Raw genomic sequence first — 19882 nt, 5'->3', positions numbered from 1 at the left:
CCGAGAGATGCAGACAACCTCTCGCTACGCGTCGAGAACGTCTGCATCTCTCGGAGAGGGACACTCTTTTATTGCACTTCGTTTTGGAACTTGCACAGCTATCTGAACCATTCTTCGGAAAGAGCAGTTTTTTTCTTCACGCTTTGATTGTAAATTAACATCAGCAAGATTTTGAACACTACGATAACTCTCATCCCTATTGATAGCTATATTCATAAAATCTAACCATGTCAATTCAAATATATCTGCTGAAGCTTTTAGATGAGCATGAACATCGCATAAACTTTTTTTCAGAACATTATTAATAATCTCTTCGTTATGACCGATGATGTTGGGCCAATCACAGGAATTGATAGGATTATCTTTTACATTACTTGCTAGAAAATAAGTTGTTAACAAATCTTCTCCCAATAACAATGACAAACTTCTCCAATATTGAAGTTTATCAAACTTAACCACGGGTAAATTAATATTATTTCTTTCCAAACATCTTTTTATGAAAAGATCTAATAATCGCATAGAATGATGCCATTTAGGCGTCACCTCTATTGTGTTTTGAACTATGTAGCTTTGAAGTAAAGCCAATTCTGACCGCGTGAAAGTTTGCGTCGTCCAAGCAGACAAAGAGGCGAAATCACATTTCAAAAATGTACAACTGTCATTCTTTATATCTTGAAATATTCTTTCAATATTTACATCATAGAACAATGTACGAATAGCTGATTGGAGTAAATCCATTTTAATTTCTTTGAGTATGGTTAATGATTTCGATAATATGGTCGCGTTTATGACGTTGATCTTTAGGGAATAGTTGCTTCCATTCTTGCCTTGATAGTTTCTTATACACATCTTTAAGTGCTGTACTGAGTGTATTCAAAATCGTACTTTGAGCATAAGACTGAGAAGGAAATAATTCCTCCACTATATTCTTTACATTTAATTTTCGTCCATATATATTATCAAAATCATCTTGATTACATTCCTCAAGTAAATCATGAAATGCTGACAAGAAAGAAAAACTTATTTCATAAGGACGTTCATCATGCGAACGAGGATAGGTACGCATCCTAGAATTCCTTATACTATCATAAAACTCTTCTATACATTTTACATTCAAAGAGGAATAACCTTTGAAACGGTTTACTCGTATTAATTCCATCAAAGCACTAAGAACTTCAGCATTTCTGATAACTATATCTGATAAAGATGCATGTTTCTCATCATCATAATCATTAGCGTTCCTACCATTCTTCCGTTGAATAAAATTGAGCAACGACCACTTCTGTTGAGAAGCAAAATCATAAATAGTTACATCATCTGCTGTTGGGCAAAAATGTGAGTCAAATCTCGAATAAGTTGCTCTTGTATTTAACAAATTATAGAAGGGCGCAAGAATATCAAATACCATATTCTTTGCTCCAGAATTAAATGGCATCATATAAGAAGGTATTGCAGAATTAGATTTAGCATCCCAGTTGTCAGTCCTTTTCTTTATATTTACCAAATGGCTTACCGTCAACATAAAAAATTCCATCAATCGAAACTTAGTCTGATATACTTCTTCTTCAGGTTTACGATTAGATCCAAGTTCTTTTATACTTTTTATCAACTCATCTCCGTTAATAAGTCTTCTATCTCGACTTTGGGGCTCTGCACCTTCGACTAATTGAGGTGGCAATACACTATTTAGAGCAAAGTTAAAATATTGCCCGTTTACAACTCTTTGAATGTTATTCGTATGTTCAAATATTGCATCAGACGAATATATTTCTCCTACAGCATTCTCATTCTCTGGATATAGGTTTTTATTGATATCCTCAGTTACATAATCATAACTCTCATATAATTTAATAGAATATACCGAACGTATAAAGAACACTAGCATTTGCAATTGTTTATCATTCTCATTTTGGCTGAGATATTCCAATACGTTCATTACATCACCCAGCGATACATTATGCGAATAATTAGCAGGATCTAATAATGGTCGAAAATTATTGTTTTCACTCAAGATACTGAGAGTTGACAGATTTGCAAGTACCGATTTATTAAAACTTGTATCTGAAGATAGGTTAGCTATTCTCTGAGCAATTCGCCTTTCCTTTATATCTAATTGTTGAACCCATGTATTAAAGAAATAGCGTTTGAATTGTCGTTGGTTCTGTTTATGCTCTTCTGGTTTAGTTTTATCACGCAGAGACATTCCATGTAGCATGTGGAGTAGTTGCCTAAGAGATCTTAATGTTGACGGCACTATTAAAGAGCTTCTACCTTTGCTATTATAAAATAGATAACCAGTCTTCCAAAATATAGAGTGAGTCACAGCCTCCTTAACAGAATGATAATCCTCATTAAGTTCTTGACCATCATCATTTTTAAACGTATAAGAGAGTTCTTTATTACAATATTCCTCCAATCCAGGCATATTAACTCTGCTACTGACAGGTATAAGTTTTGTTACATACTTAACCGCCATCTCATAACTTTCTAAACTCTTTCCATTTTGTTCTCTTTGTATTGTAATGTCAACAGCATCTATTAGTTGTTCAATTTTAACACTAAGCAAGATAATTGACTTCTCATTCGTCAAATACTTTCGGACATGTTCTGCCATAATGTATGCACCATTGGTATTCAAATCTAGATCATCAATGGTAATTACTAGAGTTTCCTTATTTACATACTCAAGGAACTTACCAAACAACTGTTGTATTTCCTGTTGCAGCTTTAGCCCTACTGACAAAGCTTCCAACTCTTGCAAACCATCGTAATAATTCTCCTTTTGATCTGGTTTGGCAAGATACTTCAAATAAATCATCACGCTGTTGAAAAGGATTATCAAGTCATCCCTTACATCAGAGTTATAATTGTTATTAGCACCTTTCTGATCTTGTACTTCAGCATACATCTGCCCAATAACCAATTCTACTATATTATGATTTTCATCGAAGAACGAAGGATCAATAACTGGCAGTGAGAAACAATTGGAGTTATCTACATCTACTCGTTGCTTAATAAAACTCATCATGCAGGAAGTCTTTCCAGAGCCTCGATCTCCACAGAAAGCCAATACGTTACAATACTTCCTACTATTACCTTTTTTCATCAAGTCGTTAAAGATCTTGTCTGCAACTACATATTGATCTTTAAAAATCGAGTTTTCTCTTGCTTCAATATTCTCAATCACTTGGTAATTTTCTTCACCATCTATAAATGTTAATTTCATATGCTAAAGGTTCTAATTTATATAATTTAATAATAAAAGATAAACATCAATATAGTATTACTCAGAATGTTAATTTCACAAGACAGAATGTAAATAGTTATCTATATCATTTTTTGAAATAGAGAATTCCTTTGACAAATAAAAAGAACTTGATTTTTTTACCACTAAATATTCTCTGAAAATAATATTTAATTTGGGAACTGACACTAATCAGTTCTTTCTTCCCATCCTTTTTGTTTTGATAGATCCCAAAGTTTTATAACAGGTAATATCTCTCGTTCATAGAAAAAATCAAGAAACCAAATATAAAGGACATCTTTGCCACCATAACAATCGTCTAAGCAAGATAGCATTTTATGTCCTTACTTACTCTCTATAATAGTTAGATTTTAAGTTACACATTCCATTAGTTTAATTACCACGTTGCAAATATAATATAAAATACTCATATCAATAATAAATAAATAAAAATTTTTTATATAAACCAATATTTTTTTAATTAATACTTTATACGGTTAATAGCATTAATATATTACTTTGTTTTGTTTTAAAGTTGCTGTCACTTTTAACATTTCGCATAAACAACAGATTATAAACTACTTATGGTGTATATGCGAGTGACAGTAGTGACAGCAACTTTGAAAACTCATTCAGATAGCAACTAACAACTCAAGCTGGACTGACCAGACTGTGCTGCGTTTCTACGTACTGCTACCAAATACTCTGTGCCATGCGAAGAATGCTTACTATGGAGATTCGGGATATTGGCAAGGACACGACCGAAATGGGAAAGGCTTGTCAGGTTCAGTTGGCTGCCATACCGCTGACGAAGTAGGCTGAAGATAGAGGCGGCAGTCATGTAAACACCCTTGGTCAAGTCCTTTGGGATAGAGAAACAATCCAAAAAGAGGGCTTCGGCAGGAGTGCGCTGCTGATAATGCTGGTTATTCGCCATAATCTCTTGGGTGTCAGCCTCATCAAACCAATAACATCTACCAGCCTCAAGTTCGGCAACAGCCTGCGCATAGAGCTGCTCATAGTCTATGCGGTCGGGTAAGCGGATAGGACCAGTCAGCGTGACAGCAATAAAACGACGGCAACCACTGGGATCGCTAAAGACATCCGAAACGTTTGCAGTAGCAATAAAAGAGGCAACACGTGGCAACGTGAGCTGCTGCTGACGATAAGGCTGACGAAGTTTGATACTTGCAAGCTGCATGACATTCTTCAAAAAACCGTCTTGCGTCTTTGCTGACAGGGCATTGAACTCATCAATGTTTATCAGCAGCGACTGTGTCATTGCCCTCAGCGTATTCTGCTTCTCACTCATGATAAGATTATCGTTATAGCCCCACTGCAACACTTCGGGCAGCAAGCGTTTGCAGAAGGTAGACTTCCGATAGCCTTGTTGTGAGATGAGTAGCGGTGCAACACTGTTGCCATGTGCATTATCCAAGCCCATCCATTGTGCCACCATCGCCAGAAACCACGTGTGGAACCATTCTGCCCACCGTGCATTATCATTAGGAACGCAGTCTGCCAGCGCCTCAATATGATTCTTTCCGCCCCATCGCCCTTGTAGTCTTTTGAGGAAATCGTCCACAGGATTAAAAACCTTGACAAAGCCCGACTCCGTATATCGTCGGATGTCTTTATCCCACGCATCAATCCCATCAAGACGCGCCTTGATAGCAATTGTGTTGCGCATCCGTTCATCCGCAGGCACAAAAGGTTCATCACTCCCTGCCTTTCGGATTTCTGCACATCCCAAGGCCGTATTATATCGCATCTCATACTTCCGTTCGAGATAGTCGAGCAGACGACGAGTTATATCATACTTCAGTCTATTAGACCGTTTGTTATGCTGATTCTCAGCTTTAACACTTCTAAGATTTTTCATATATAATAAGTTGACGAGTTTACGAGTTGACAGGTTTACGAGTTGGGTAATACTTTTCATCATCGAAGAGTTGTAAAAGTTCCCATACCTCTCGTTCTTTCTTCATAGCATGAAACATATTACAGCTATCACCCAAACCCACAGGAAGGGCGACAACCATTGCTGAACGTTGATGGAAAACGGGCACCTTACCAATAGAATAATGCAGGTCCCGTTCCACATGCATACAATCGTGCATAACGCACACTGCCCAGCCTTTGGGCATGTTAGGAAAATCTGTAAACATAAAAAGAATGATTTAAGAATAAAACAAAAAAGAAGACGACATCAGTATGTAGATTAATCACGTCTACCATACTATCGCCTTCCTGATTTCTATCTGCAAAGATAATACACAGACATACCCCTTGTCAAGTTTTTCGAGAGTTTTCTTTATCTTTCTTACGAAATATAATTAAGTCAACCAATGACACAGAGCGTGCCAGCTATTGTTGGGTGTTGGGTGTTAATTGTTAGGTGTTGATGATTAGCCATAGAGGTATCGGGGTAAGGATACATTCTCAACACAAGCAGCGAAGGAGGGGTAGCCTCAGTGATCACGTCCCTTCGGGAGAGGGGCCGCTATCTCTCATTTTCTCCCTTTATTCTTTTCTCACAGAACTACACAGAAGAACAAATTTCACAAAGGTGCACAGAGACATTAAGTCAACCGAAAGCACAGAGCGTTACAGCTATTGTTGGGTGTTAGGTGTTGATGATTAGCCATAGGGGTATCTCGGTGATCACGTCCCCTCGGGGGAGGGGCCGCTATCTCTCAAGTTCTCCCTTTATTCTTTTCTCACAGAACTACACAGAAGAACTGATTTCACAAAGGTGCACAGAGACATTAAGTCAACCGATAGCACAGAACATTACAGCTATTGTTGGGTGTTGGGTGATAGATGTTAGATGTTGATGATTAGCCATAGGGGTATCTCGGTGATCACGCCCATTCCCTTTCCTGCTACCTGTAGTTGTCGCACACGCTGATACAGCAGATACGACTTACCCGCATGTCTCACGCCAACTATCACATAATTGCCATTCTCTTCAAAGTCTGTGGGACGGTTTACAATCACCGCCTCATCCGCCTCATCCACCTCACGCTGCTTACTAATCAGGCACTGTTTGATGACATCTTTACTAATACTCATATAAATTACATTTAATAAGAAACATGTGTTCTTATAAAGTTCGCTTTACAAAGTTATATATTATTTATAAGACAAACTTTATAAACCTCAATTCCGCAGCATTATTCTTTGCGATCTACTTTTATATATTGACGTGACATTTTGGTATTTATCCATTGATTTGGGATTTTTCTGGGGTTCTTGGTTCTTGCATAGGCATAAAATCCCCCACCCAAACCAATGGGGAATTATGATAACTACAAAGAAATACTGTTTATTCTATGAAGATTTCAGCGTAGTAGGTTTTATTTGTATATAGGTTAAGAACGTTCTGTCTTCCCGTTTTCACCCATTTTGCCGGCACGCTGACAAAATGCAGGATAAAGGCTTTCAGTCTGCTTGTCTTTTTCAGCGGCTTGACCTTTTCGATGATATGACGGACGAGATAGAGATAGAAGTTCTTCAGCATAGCGGTAACCATCATGAAAACCATGTTCTCAGCCATAAAGGAAAAGGGCAGATGTGACCAGGCGGAATCATTGTTCTGTATGTCGAAGTTCTTTTCACTTGCCCCACGCTCATTATAAAATGTAATGATGTCCTTCTCGGTAGACACCCAGTCATTGGTGAGGATACAGCGGTATGTGTATATTACTCCGAACATATCCGTCTGTTGCTTGCCATCCTTGTCTTTCAAAGGACTACGCTGTACGACAAGTCTGTATGACTTTCCTTCTATCAAGCTGTCCATGCTGATGGATGTGACATCGCATTTCTCATAGCCAATCTCAACGTCTTTCCATTCCTTCAACTGTTGGAAATTCTCGTAGCGACTGCCGCAGTTGGCAGCACGAATGTAGAACGTGTTGCAGCGCTACTCTACGGTTTGTATGATTTCCTTTGAGAACGACCCGCAGTCAGCACGGAAACGATCTATTACCACACCAAGTTCTGAGGTTACACGGTCCATAATGCGACAGAGCGTGTCCTTCTGATGGACTCTCACATTGGTGTTTCCGTCACAATTCTCACCTCCGACTATGATTCCTCCAATGGAAGCCCAACCAGGGAAATAGCCAAAATCCTGCTTGTAGGAATACTTTGCATCGAACTTGTGGGCAGGAACAAACTGGTGGTCAAAGTCCAGGTCAACATGGCTGCCCACCTTTATAAGCCCCATTCTCCGTATTATCCGTAATAGTAAGGTGTTCAGCTTCTCTGCCGTGTTGAAACTGTAAGACTTGCCGGAGGTCTCGCTCTTGTAGACAATGTTCTCTTCAGCAAGCTCCTTTAGTCCGCGCCCCACAGTGTCGGCACCGGGTAATAGCGTATTAGGTCTCTGCTTGAACTGCCCTATAAGCACATTGATGTCCTCAAGGCACTCTCCACCACAAAGGTAGCTGAAGAAGAGAGAGCCGAAAATACTCCCATAGCTGAATGCTTTGCCACTATTTCCACGTTTGCCCAATACAGATTCGGTAAGTTTTTCAAAGCCCAACTTTGAGAAAACGTCCATAATGTGATAAATTCCACCGAAAGAAGTGATATTCTCGTTTTTAATTGCTACCTTTGCCATATCAGATTTTTGCTTACTTGTTATGTTTGCAGCACCAAGATAGGTGAAATTTCTGACATATCCAAGTGTTTTGAGAACTTTGTTTCTCAGGCACTTGGAGTTCTTACAAGAATTTATGCTGCGGAATTAAGGACCTAATATATTTGCAGCACTAAGACCAGCTGAAATTTCTGATATTTCAAAATGTCTTGAAGACTTTGTTTTTCAGGCATTTGAATCTCTCAAAGATTTTACGCTACAGAATTAAGAGCAAAGAAAAAGCTATGGGTTATTTTGAAACTATCCTAACGGCTCACAACCTCGAAAAATGTCCAGAATATTTGTGGCAAATCCGAGTTACTGCTGAAGAGTATGCCAACCTGAAACAACTCTTAGCACGCCAAATCCATATTTACAATAGAAATTGTAGTAATCGTTTCATTACCGTTCGTAAGGAATGTGTCCTGTATATTGCAGAATTTTGGCGTAGGGAATATCATGAAGGTCCTCATAGTGTCCAAATGATACTTGACTCTTTGGGTATTTATGTTACTTTAGAACTACGTGATGAATTCTATGAGTCTGCTCAACGTGGTCTTAAAGCGTTAGACTTAGAACTCTTTGAGGGAAATGGGGGCAGAAGATACCTTGACTCCATGTTATATCAAGGTGGTTTGCCAATGAAGCTGGTAACAGGAAGTGAAAATGGTGGCGTATGGGACCGATTTACCCGTGGACTGGTAAACAGAAAAGTAGATTTTGAAGAACTTAATTTGGGAATAGTTGCTTCTCAAAGTAAGTGCTTGAAGGATTATTGTAACCAGCTGATTATTGGAGTTGAGTCAGCGCAATTCATGCTTATGCCATTCTATTGTCAGAATGAGCAAGATGTTTGGTATATATATTTGCAGGAACTTGCCAAACAAGAAAAGATCCGTCACCGTCAAATCCACCCCTACTCTCTTGGTTGGGAATTCAGAATTGATACTGTAGAAAAGAAAATATATTCAAAGTACGTAGTTGAAGGCTACCAAAATCTTCCTGAGGCTTTTCTTATTGAGAACAGATTGGCCCATGTACCTTTTTTTTCTGTTCAAGTCAGAAAGAACGGGCAAGCAGTTGACACATTCGATTATGTTAAAAACTTCTGTCGCTATCCGGTAGTCAGCAAGCATCCATATGCTGATGGTGACAGTATATCCCTTTTCTTACATGAACAAGAGAAACCATATATTACTGATTACCTAGACACGAGCATCCCTCACTTGCTTTATCGTAAGAAAGATGGCAAGTATGAGTTAGGTAATCAAATCGGCAGGACAGATTCATTCCTGCTTATACCTAAGGATTGGTACATTGAAAATGAAACTTCATTTACTATTATTGATTATCAATGGGGTAACAGAATTATTCAGGGAATAGAGATTCCTTCTGATTTCATTGATAATATTATTGTTAAAGGAGCTGACGGTATTATCACTTTTGGTATGGCTTCACCTCTCTACTGGACAGAGATGGCTACTCCTCCACTTTATATACCTGATGTGATAGAACCACTCTATAATGCGGAAAACAGTATTTTTTCTCTATGTTATGATACTGATAATGGTAAAAAAAACACGAGGGAGATTAACGTTCAATTCCGCAACAAGCAGCAGACAGAATGGTCTGACAAACCTTCTTATGGAGAAATATTTGCAAGAGCCGTTGATACTAATGGGAATTTTGTTACACCAATAAAACTTATGAACATTGGTAATGGATTTTCTGTAAGCTTACAACATGCAGATAAAGATACTTGTCAGATTAAAGTGACCTGGGATCACGGACATGTAACTACAAACGAAGGAGTCAAGAAGGCTAATGATGTTTGGGAGATAAAAAAAGAAGACTGCCCTGACCATAGGTGTATACATTTCACATTAGTTCCTGAAGGTAACAGTTTGAATCAATTTACAATCTCTGTCAAGGCTCCGTTTAAGGATTTTTCTATTATAAACATATATGGAGATAATGTCATAAATGACAGTTGGGTGCCATACACTGATATTGACAAATACCAATACCACATTGTAGGACAAAATGTCAAGCAATATTCTTTTGGTGATGTCGTCCGAGAACTCAGATGGATGAACGACAAACTTTACATTTTTGAAAAAGGAAAAGCAATTAAGCCAATTCCATACGAAGGAAACCTGCTTATATTGTTTGATTCTCGTGAAAATCTGCGGTCAAAACTGGAAAGAACTTCAATGAATATGCTTAATGCAGAGCTTAAAGTATCTTTTTCTCTTAGCAATAGTAACAGTTTGGAATTCAGTATAAAAGATTCGCCATATCGACCAAAGCAAATAGGTAATGGGCGACTGATAATTACAGGAAACAATCATACTCCTGTTAAATTTACAGGTGTACTTAAATTATTGAAATTAGAGGAACCTGAATTGGAACCAATAGAAATATCATTTGATGAAGAAAACGGTTCCTACACGCTTCCTGAGGATATTCGTCCTTGGGGAAAAACTATCGTAATTGGTCGTACAAGGGGACGTATCTGTCCTGCCCTTGTAGATTTGACAAGAGAGATGGATGGAGCTTTTAGAGCAAACAACAGGGAAAATGCCATAAGCTCTATAAAAGAAAAATTAAAAAAATCCACTCTTGGCGATAATTTGTGGAAAAGAATTCTGGGGTGGTTTGACCGATCTCAAAAAGAAGATATTCCTGCAAGTTCTATTCTGGAATTATACTGTACAGCACAAGACTATAAAGCTTTGATATGTCTGGTTTTTCAATTATTCGTTAAATGTACGGATGACAATGAGCGTGAAATCTTGAAGGAAAAGCTTAAAATATTCAGTAGTGACCTTGCTTTTCAATGGTATTGGCTTCAACCATATCTTTCCGGCATCTTTAGTCAACTTAACACCTTTATCAGTGACCCTATGGTGCCAGCAGTGCAAGATATTTACATTAAATGGTCCATGACTTATAAAGGAGAAGATATGATAAAGCTTTTAAGTGCTTTGAATGATCCTGAACAATATATGAGTAACATTGTTCAATGCTTCAATGACGTCTTGTCTCTCTTTACAGATTGGCTGAAAGACCTTTGCGTTTCTTCACTTACTGAATCTTATGGAATTCCTTCAAATGATATTATTGTCGATTTAGCAGAAACCATTATTAAGATTCCAAAGAAAATATATCCCATAGAACTAAAGAAAGATGACTATATCGATTCAAATCAGGAATATCTTGGAGAAGAAGTTGCTTTATTCTTCAATACTTATAATGAACCAAATAGATCTGGTAATGAACAATGGTTGTTTAAACGAGTCAATGCGGTCGTAGCCCATATCAAAAAGGGAGTAGATTTGTTTACGGTAAAGGATGAGATACGAAGAAGTATCATATTTTGCAGCAAATCGTCAAATCCCCATTTTATAATTGCACTAAACAATAAATTATCTCATTGAAATGAAGTTTGAGAATTTCTATAAAGAATCAGAGGAAAACATGCGTTTAGCATTGCTTTCTCTTTGGACACCAGGAAACCATCCTATGCGTGCTGCCGTTAACGAGCTCTTTGACAGAGAACCCTTATTGTCAGAACCTGTATTCCAAAGTACTTTCGGATGGGAACCTGCACCAGATGACAGTTGGAAAAATGCTTTGAATCCGACAATCATCAGCAAACTTGGTATTGGAGTCAAGTATCCTCCATATAAACATCAGGCAGAGAGTTGGAAAAGTTTGGCTGAAGGAAAGAGTATTGTCGTAACATCAGGTACTGGTTCAGGTAAAACCGAGTGCTTTATGTACCCTATTCTGAGTGACCTTTATGAGCAAGGACACACTAATGCCATAGAAGCTATCTTTCTCTACCCTCTCAATGCCTTGATGGAAGATCAAAAGAAACGTCTATCTGAGTATTGTAAGGCTACCGGCTTACATTTTGCATTATATAATGGAGACACTCCAGAACATCGTGCTGATGGTAGAGATGAAATTCTTCCAAATGAGATTGTAACCCGTGATGATATACGTGACCCAAATAACCAAGGAACACGCCCTGAAATTCTTCTGACAAACCCAAGTATGCTGGAGTATATACTTGTTCGTCAAAAAGATCAGCAAATGTTACAAGAATCAGCTAACAGACTTCGCTGGATAGTTATAGATGAAGCACATAGTTATTCCGGTTCTGCGGCTGTAGAACTCGCATATCAGATTAAAAGAGTACTTGAGGCTTTCGGTAGAACTCCAGAACAGGTACGATTTGCATGTACATCTGCTACGATTGGTGGTGACGAGGGTTCTCAGTCGCTTTCAGACTTCATCTCAACGGTTACAGGCCAGTCCGTTGAACGGATTAAGGTTATCGGTGGTCAGCGTTTGGTTCGTCCTTTGGATAAGGACCAACTTGCCGTTGAACTTAAAGCAAATAATCTCCCTTCTGTTGATAATGTATTGTCTCTCCGTGACAAAATAAATAAAGTTTCTGGCATGACACTTCAGCAGATGTGGGAACATCTATGCCCGGACACAACCTTTGACAGGGCTGATCTGATACCAGCATTGCAGCTTCTGGATAGACTTTGCGAAATGTCCCAAGGAAAAACTCCTGTCCTGTCACTTAGAGCACATTATTTTATGCGTTCCATAAACGGACTTTATGCTTGTGCAAATGAAAACTGCGATAGTGCTAATCCTGCTTCACCGATTTATGGACACCTAACCACATACAAGGCATCAGTATGTCCAAAGTGTGGTGTACCATTACTTGAAATTGTACAATGTAAGCGATGTGGTAGTTTTGTGTTAATGGGCTGTAGTGACTCACAGACTCATAAGATTTCCCCTTGTGAAGACACCGCTAACAGAGATGATTATTTCTCTATTGATCTTACCTCTGAACAAGAGGAAGAGGATGAAATGGCCAGTTCAGGCAGTCCTGACATATTCTTTCTTATGCCATACGAAAAGGAAAAGTTCTTTACTCCTGTTGCCAAAGCTCATTCTGTAACCATGAACATTGTGCATAATAGTACTGGAGCAATATTGGATGTTCATGCTGACAGCAAAGGCACATGGGTCGAAGTCAGAAAAGATGACGGACATTCTTATTGCCCTGGATGCGGGAAATTAGCTCATGGGAAACGACTTAATTTAAAACACTTCCGTATTCCTATCAACTTTATCAACCAGACAATTTCACCTGTTTTCCTTCGAGAATGTGCTCATGAAGGGAACAGTTGGGGAAAGTATATCGCTTTTACAGATAGCCGCCAAGGAACCGCTATCTCTGCTAAAACGTTCAATATTAATGTTGAGCGTAATCAAAGTAATAAGAATATGCTGGAGAGACTTTCTCAAATACAAACAACAAATCCATTAGATACTATTCCAGAACCTGTAAGGAATACTTTGACAGCAGAACAGATAGCCATGATATTGGCTAATGCCCCATCTTCTCCAGACGGAGTGTCTTTATATGATGTTTCAGAAGCAATATATAACCAAGCGATGTTTGACCATATATCAAATAATGATGGTGCAAAGAATAAGAATACATATAAGTGCGCACTGATAAGAGGCGTTATAGGCAGACGTCCAGCGTATGAAACCAATGCAGAAACCATGGGCTTTATCTATCTGGACTATCTTGATTTGAAGACTGCAAAAGTTCCTTCTGTATTGGCAGATTATGCAGACCAAAACGGGATAACTATCAAAGACCAGGATTGGCAGGATTATTTGAAACTCGCCATAGATTATGTAATGAGGCTGGGCAACCACATTCAGCCTTTGGCAGATGATGAGAAGAAATATGTCCGTGAAAGCAATTTAAGCACTCCAATTGCAGCCTCTGATGACCAAAGAGAAAAAATCAAACGTTGGCCCTCTGTAAAGATTGTCGAGGGAGGAAAGGTTTTTGAACGTCAATCACGACTTGTTGTACTTCTCTGTGCAGGGTTAGGTATACATACGGTTGAGAAATTACAGGCTAATGTAAGAATCGTTGATGCAATTATCACCGAAGCATGGAATACTTTAATTGAAAAGAAAGTCTTTACCAAGGTTAAAGCTGACGATACAGACGGGTATAATAATCCACGCTTCTATCCGGATAACAAATATGTAGATTGCTATTTCCTTGACTTATCGGGTAAAGAAGGAAATAATGTCTGCAAAGTTAAGAGATTGCAAGATGCATGGGTATGTCCTGTCTCACATCAGCTTTTAGATACCACATTTTGCGGATACAGCCCATTGATCACAGGAAGAATCTGTGAAAGGTTGTTTGTTAAATACAAATGTAACGAAAGTAAGATAACCATGCCTTCACGACCTAAAGACAATGAAGAGGTCGTAAACTGGCAGGAAAATGATGAAAACATCAAGGCTCTGAAGGCTGCTGGCCTTTGGACTGACCGCCATAAGTATGCTTATCACAAAACTCCTATTTATATTGCTGCAGAACACTCTGCACAACAATCAAAACAATTACTCCGTGATTACACCAGAGCATTTAGTCAAAAGACCCCTTTGATTAATGTTCTTCACTGTTCCACTACTATGGAAATGGGCGTGGACATTGGTGACATTGACGTTGTATTGATGGATACCGTACCTCCTACTGCAGCCAACTATCTACAGCGTGTAGGCCGTGCTGGCCGTATGGGCCAAAGCAAGGCTATTGCATTCTCGTTATGCAATAATACACCAGTTGGACAGCACGCATTCGCAAATCCGATGTGGGCATTGCAGACTACAAACCATATGATTAAGGTTCGTCCGAGTCAGACTGTCATACAACGACATATCAATTCGTTCTTCTTCAGACAGTTTATATGTGACAACGGATCCGGAATTCAGGTAACTGTTTCAATTGACGAGTTTATGACTTCCACCTGTAACACATTTATCCAATTCTTGGATGATATGAGCACAAATCAAGCAGAAGAGTGTAAATTCAAAAAAGTTTTTGGAAAAAACATCGCATATACCATAAATGTCACAAAGGAAACAATACAAGCAATTCAGAAAGAATACAATACTGTAATTGATGAACTTAATGCAGCCTTTGTTCAGTTCCAAAATGATACAAGACGACAGATAGCTATTAGCAATCAGATAAGAAAAACCAAGTCGGAAGGTTTGCTAAACTACCTGTCTGACCACCAGTTTATCCCAAATGCAAATATGCCAACAGGTGTAGTAACATTTGATTTCACTGATAGAGACCAGTCTGTAAAACTACATCGCCTGTACGATAATGTTGATAAATTACAAAACAGAATAGCTGCAGAGTCCGATAGTATAGAGAAATTTAACCTACAGAACGAACTGAATAAGGTTCGTAAAGAGATTACCAATCTTCGTCGTGCAACAACGGCTTCGCGTGATATTCATACAGCTCTCGATGAATATGCACCAGAGCAGACTGTTGTTGTAAACGAAAAAAACTATGTTTCTGCTGGAATCAAACTACTTGGTGCCTATAATGAAGAAACACAAACCAAAGCAATCTATCATTGCATACATTGCGGTAAGACTGAATATAAAAGGATTCTACAAAAAGGTGCATTATGTTCCTGCGGTAATCCATATCATAGCATTATTGATAAAGATCATGGCTCATACACTCTTGCTTATGAACCTATAGGTTTCTGTACTGATCAGAATGTAGATAGTTCACGTGAAGAAAAGACCGTAAAACATTACTATGACATTAGACCTGTCTTATTGAAAACAGATTGGAGTAAACATAAGGACATAAATATGTGCGAGCTTATCACCAGTGGTGAAACTGGTAACATTTTATTCTATAATGTTGGTAATGGACATGGATTTGCTTTCTGTAAGCGCTGTGGACGAGCATCTGTTGAGTATACCGCCATAACTTCAAAAGAAAGTGTACCTTATGCGGTCAAGCCTGGACATAAGAGACTTTGGGGTGATGGCTGTGAAGCCAACGATAATGATATTGCACGTCACGTTGTGTTAACAGGTAATCATCCTACTTGCTATACAGTGCTACGTTTCAAGAAGGATGCAGTATCTTCAAAATTTGAAAACGATGAGCAACTTGTATACTCTCTTGGTGTTGTCCTTAAACGTGCATTAGCTTTAAGCGAAGGAATAGATGAGGGCGAAGTTGACTTTGGCATCAAACAAGAACTTGACGCCTGGGTTCTCTTCATCTTTGATACAGCAAAAGGAGGATGCGGTTATTCACTGAAATTGATGAATCCTGTTCTTTGCCAGGAAATTTTTGACCTTGCAAGACAAGCACTTGAAGAAACAACATGTAACTGTCATATAGAAGGTGGCGCTTGTGCAAGATGTTTGATTGACCGTAACAATTATCGTTATTCATACCTTTTATCAAAGGCAAAGGCTCTTGATTGGCTGAACCATCAAAAGAACAAAGCCATTGAACTACCTGCTCAGGTAAAGGCTTCAAGCCCTTCAGCAAGAGTAGTTTGTCAACCCTTGAAGGATATAGTAAAACTGTCGGTCACGGATCCTGAAGTCAAGAAGATAACCCTGTGCATTTCTGACCTGACAGATGATAATGTTGTTACGGATTGGTCAAGTGTCCGTTCAGAGATGGGAAAACACATCAAAACAGGAGTATCAAATGGTAAAAACATTTCCCTTGTAGTTGAGTATCATCCTGAACTTCATAATTCACTTACAGAGAAACTTCCATTCATCAATTTGAAGGATAAATTTCCTGATTGTGAAGTCTCGATTGTCAAGGATCTATGTGAAATGAAGACTGCTGTTATTGTTGAGCGTAACACCGGGGTACTCAGGTACTTCACAGACAAAGACTCTGTCTTGTCGTTTTCTAATAACTGGGGAAAGAATTGTCATTATGTCTTTGTGGATAATAATCGCGTAACATTCAATGAACAGAAAGAACCAACCTATGTAATGTCTCCATCACAAGTTGTACGTGAAGGTCTTACACACGCAAGAACATTCCAGATTAAGAATTATTTCTCTACTGCAATTGCACCTTTCCTGCTGAATCAGCAGGACACAGATATGCTCGTTGAAGTCTTGAAAGGTAAACATGTTAATATTACATTTAGTGATATGTATGTAAACAGTGCCTTGGCAAGTTTGATGCTTGTTTACCTCATCAAAGAGATGAAGCAACTCTTTGGTTATACGATCGATAGTATAACCTTACAATTAGACTCTCCAAAGAGAAAATGTTATAACGACAGGTACAACGAATGGACTCCTATTAATATGAATTTCTCCTGTAAAGAGGATGCTGACGAATATACGGATAATTTGTTTATGAATGTATTGGGTATAGAGCCAGAACATTCATTTAATGACGCAAACCACCATCGTTGGCTGAAAATAGAAACAAAAGATGGAGGTCTTGTTGAAATCAGGCCTGACCACGGAATTAGTGGTGGTTATAAATCTGACAGCAAGTATTTGAACCTTGACTCTCTCAATGGTTCTGTAAATGTCGTAAGAAATAACGAGGATGTACTCTATTATGTAATTATTAAAAAAAGTGACGCCTAATACTGACAGAAGAGTAATATCTGTTTCATATAGAGTTCAGCCCAAGTTTAAGGGAAAATGTTTATCAAAAAAATCTATTTTTTTCGAGGAATATTAATTGGTTCTTCAGCATGGCGGTAACCATCATGAAAACCATATTCTCAGCCATAAAGGAAAAGGGCAGATGTGACCAGCCGAAGTCATTGTTCTGTATGTCGAAGTTCTTTTCACTTGCCCCACGCTCATTATAAAATGTAATGATGTCCTTCTCGGTAGATACCCAGTCATTGGTGAGGATACAGCGGTATGTGTATATCACTCCGAACATATCCGTCTGTTGCTTGCCATCCTTGTCTTTCAAAGGACTACGCTGTACGACAAGTCTGTATGACTTTCCTTCTACCAAGCTGTCCATACTGATGGACGTGACATCGCATTTCTCATAGCCAAGCTCAATGCCTTTCCATTCCTTCAACTGTCGGAAGTTCTCATAGCGACTGCCGCAGTTGGCAGCACGAATATAGAACGTGTTGCAGTGCTGCTCTACGGTTTGTATGATTTCCTTTGAGAACGACCCGCAGTCAGCACGGAAACGATCTATTACCACACCAAGTTCTGAGGTTACACGGTCCATAATGCGACGGAGCGTGTCTTCTTGATGGTATCTCACATTGGTGTTTCCGTCACGATTCTCACCTCCGACTATGATTCCCCCGATGGAAGCCCAACCCGGAAAATAGCCATGGTCCTGCTTGTAGGAATATTTTGCATCGAACTTATGGGCAGGAACAAACTGGTGGTCAAAGTCTAGGTCAACATGACTGCCCGCCTTTATAAGCCCCATTCTCCGTATCATACGTAAAAGTAAGGTATTCAACTTTTCTGCCGTGTTGAAACTATACGACTTGCCGGAGGTCTCGCTCTTATAGACAGTATTTTCCTCGGCAAGCTCCTTTAGTCCGCGACCCACAGTGTCGGCACCGGGTAATAGCGTATTAGGTCTCTGCCTGAACTACCCTATAAGCGCATTGATGTCCTCAAGGCAATCTCCATCACAAAGGTAACTGAAGAAGAGAGAGCCGAAAATACTTCCATGGCTGAATGCTTTGCCACTACTTCCACGTTTGCCCAATACAGATTCGGTAAGTTTTTCAAAGCCCAACTTTGAGAAAACGTCTATAATGCGATAAATTCCACCGAAAGAAGTGATATTCTCGTTTTTAATTGCTACCTTTGTCATGTCAGATTTTTGCTTACTTGTTATGTTTGCAGCACCAAGATAGGTGAAATTTCTGACATATCCAAGTGTTTTGAGAACTTTGTTTCTCAGACACCTGGAGTTCTTACAAGAATTTATGCTGCGGAATTAAGGGATAAATCTAACTCTGAACGATATCCTAAAGACAAGTATAAGTTACTGGAAAATGCATTTCGATGATCTTAGAGTAATGCAGGAGAAAAATATGGATAGTCGCTATATGATGTTGTCGATTTCCTACCGATTCAATCCGGCTAAAAACAAGTATAAAGGGAAATAATCTAGTGATGAATTAAATAGCTTATAAGAGATAAGGTTATGAATAGTATGCTTTCCATCAAAGGGTTACATTTCAGTTACCAGAATAGCCCAATACTCCGAGGTATAGATTTAGATATCCCGTCTGGTTCTATCTTTGGATATCTCGGGAAAAATGGAGCTGGTAAGTCTACTACCATTAAACTATTATTAGGACTACTTCCAATAGATGAGGGAGAAATCTTCTTTAAAGGCGTCTCTCTCAAGAAATCTCCTTTATTGCTGCGTTCTCATGTGAGTAGTATGATTGAGCATCCTTCCTTCTATTCATTCCTTACAGTATCTGAAAATCTTGACTACCTCAATAAAATATTCAAGATGGGAAAGTCTCGAAAACAGGAAATTTTATCGCTTTTAGGGCTTAGTGAGCATGCTAATAAGAAAGCGCAAGCTTTATCTTCTGGACTAAAGCAACGTCTTGGCTTAGCAATGTGTCTATTCAAGCGCCCAGAAATGCTCATTCTTGATGAACCTCTCAATGCTCTTGATCCTCAGGGTATATATGAATTAAGACAAATCTTGAGGCAATTAAACGAGGAAGAAGGCGTAACTATATTTCTCTCTAGTCACATATTGGAGGAGTTGGAAAAACTTGCCAGTGAAGTTGCCATAATTGATTGTGGCAAAGTTATTTACCAAGGAGATATTGATGGTTTGACAAAGAATCATTCTGATGTTATAAGCCTAAAGATTGATAATACGGATAGAATTATGCAGTTAAATTACGCGTCTATCTTCTCTGTGAAGCAAGTTGATGCCCCAAATTTTGTAGAGTTTGAGGTGAAGGACGAGGAGGAATTTTCCAGGTTAATCTCTTCTTTGAGTAAGGATGGGATCTCTATCTACAATATAACACACAAGAGTTCTGCCCTTGAGAACGCATTTATCCACCTAACTAAATAAATGTATC

7 protein-coding genes and 3 pseudogenes are annotated in these 19882 nt (G+C 38.7%); 3 read left to right on the top strand and 7 right to left on the bottom strand.

Annotated elements, in window-relative coordinates:
* Positions 1–24 precede the first annotated feature (24 nt).
* From CHB62_RS09195 to CHB62_RS09165, 6 genes and pseudogenes are all read right to left on the bottom strand, one after another.
* Positions 25–738, bottom strand: coding sequence for a hypothetical protein (locus tag CHB62_RS09195; RefSeq protein ID WP_089366597.1), 714 nt, complete (start codon positions 736–738; stop codon positions 25–27).
* Between the two features lies 1 nt (position 739).
* The gene (locus CHB62_RS09190; protein ID WP_089366596.1) at positions 740–3226 is read right to left on the bottom strand and encodes a P-loop NTPase fold protein; all 2487 of its coding nucleotides are present in this window, start codon (positions 3224–3226) and stop codon (positions 740–742) included.
* Positions 3227–3887: 661 nt separating this feature from the next.
* Positions 3888–5126, bottom strand: a complete 1239-nt coding sequence (locus CHB62_RS09185; protein WP_089366595.1) for a VapE domain-containing protein — start codon at positions 5124–5126, stop codon at positions 3888–3890.
* 19 nt (positions 5127–5145) lie between these two features.
* Entirely contained in the window at positions 5146–5412 is a 267-nt protein-coding gene (locus CHB62_RS09180; protein WP_141240416.1) for a hypothetical protein, read from the bottom strand.
* A gap of 706 nt (positions 5413–6118) precedes the next feature.
* Positions 6119–6319: pseudogene (locus CHB62_RS09175) on the bottom strand (ATP-binding protein); the annotation flags it as partial.
* A gap of 253 nt (positions 6320–6572) precedes the next feature.
* A pseudogene (locus CHB62_RS09165) lies at positions 6573–7874 on the bottom strand (IS1380 family transposase).
* A 263-nt stretch (positions 7875–8137) separates the two neighbouring features.
* Between CHB62_RS09165 and CHB62_RS09155 the strand changes: the two are divergent.
* Both CHB62_RS09155 and CHB62_RS09150 read left to right on the top strand, forming a co-directional pair.
* On the top strand, positions 8138–11332 hold the full coding sequence (locus tag CHB62_RS09155) for a hypothetical protein (protein ID WP_089366592.1): 3195 nt from the start codon (positions 8138–8140) through the stop codon (positions 11330–11332).
* 1 nt (position 11333) lies between these two features.
* Positions 11334–17417 carry a DEAD/DEAH box helicase gene (locus CHB62_RS09150; RefSeq protein WP_089366591.1) on the top strand — a complete coding sequence of 2028 codons (6084 nt, stop codon included), beginning with the start codon at positions 11334–11336 and terminating at the stop codon, positions 17415–17417.
* Between the two features lie 76 nt (positions 17418–17493).
* On the opposite strand, the pseudogene CHB62_RS09145 reads toward CHB62_RS09150, so the two are convergent.
* Positions 17494–18636, bottom strand: a pseudogene (locus tag CHB62_RS09145) (IS1380 family transposase); the annotation flags it as partial.
* Positions 18637–18972: 336 nt separating this feature from the next.
* On the opposite strand from CHB62_RS09145, the gene CHB62_RS09135 reads away from it, so the two are divergent.
* Complete coding sequence (locus CHB62_RS09135) at positions 18973–19875, top strand: ABC transporter ATP-binding protein (protein ID WP_089366589.1); 903 nt, start codon at positions 18973–18975, stop codon at positions 19873–19875.
* The last annotated feature ends 7 nt before the right edge of the window (positions 19876–19882 follow it).

The organism is Prevotella jejuni, from assembly GCF_900187995.1.
GTDB lineage: Bacteria > Bacteroidota > Bacteroidia > Bacteroidales > Bacteroidaceae > Prevotella > Prevotella jejuni.
This window is presented reverse-complemented; position numbering and strand designations above follow the sequence as displayed.

What these genes read in the sequence shown, in the direction of transcription:
- CHB62_RS09195 (WP_089366597.1), bottom strand. Translation starts at nt 738, where the DNA reads ATGGATTTACTCCAATCAGCTATTCGTACATTGTTCTATGATGTAAAT.
- CHB62_RS09190 (WP_089366596.1), bottom strand. Translation starts at nt 3,226, where the DNA reads ATGAAATTAACATTTATAGATGGTGAAGAAAATTACCAAGTGATTGAG.
- CHB62_RS09185 (WP_089366595.1), bottom strand. Translation starts at nt 5,126, where the DNA reads ATGAAAAATCTTAGAAGTGTTAAAGCTGAGAATCAGCATAACAAACGG.
- CHB62_RS09180 (WP_141240416.1), bottom strand. Translation starts at nt 5,412, where the DNA reads ATGTTTACAGATTTTCCTAACATGCCCAAAGGCTGGGCAGTGTGCGTT.
- CHB62_RS09155 (WP_089366592.1), top strand. Translation starts at nt 8,138, where the DNA reads ATGGGTTATTTTGAAACTATCCTAACGGCTCACAACCTCGAAAAATGT.
- CHB62_RS09150 (WP_089366591.1), top strand. Translation starts at nt 11,334, where the DNA reads ATGAAGTTTGAGAATTTCTATAAAGAATCAGAGGAAAACATGCGTTTA.
- CHB62_RS09135 (WP_089366589.1), top strand. Translation starts at nt 18,973, where the DNA reads ATGAATAGTATGCTTTCCATCAAAGGGTTACATTTCAGTTACCAGAAT.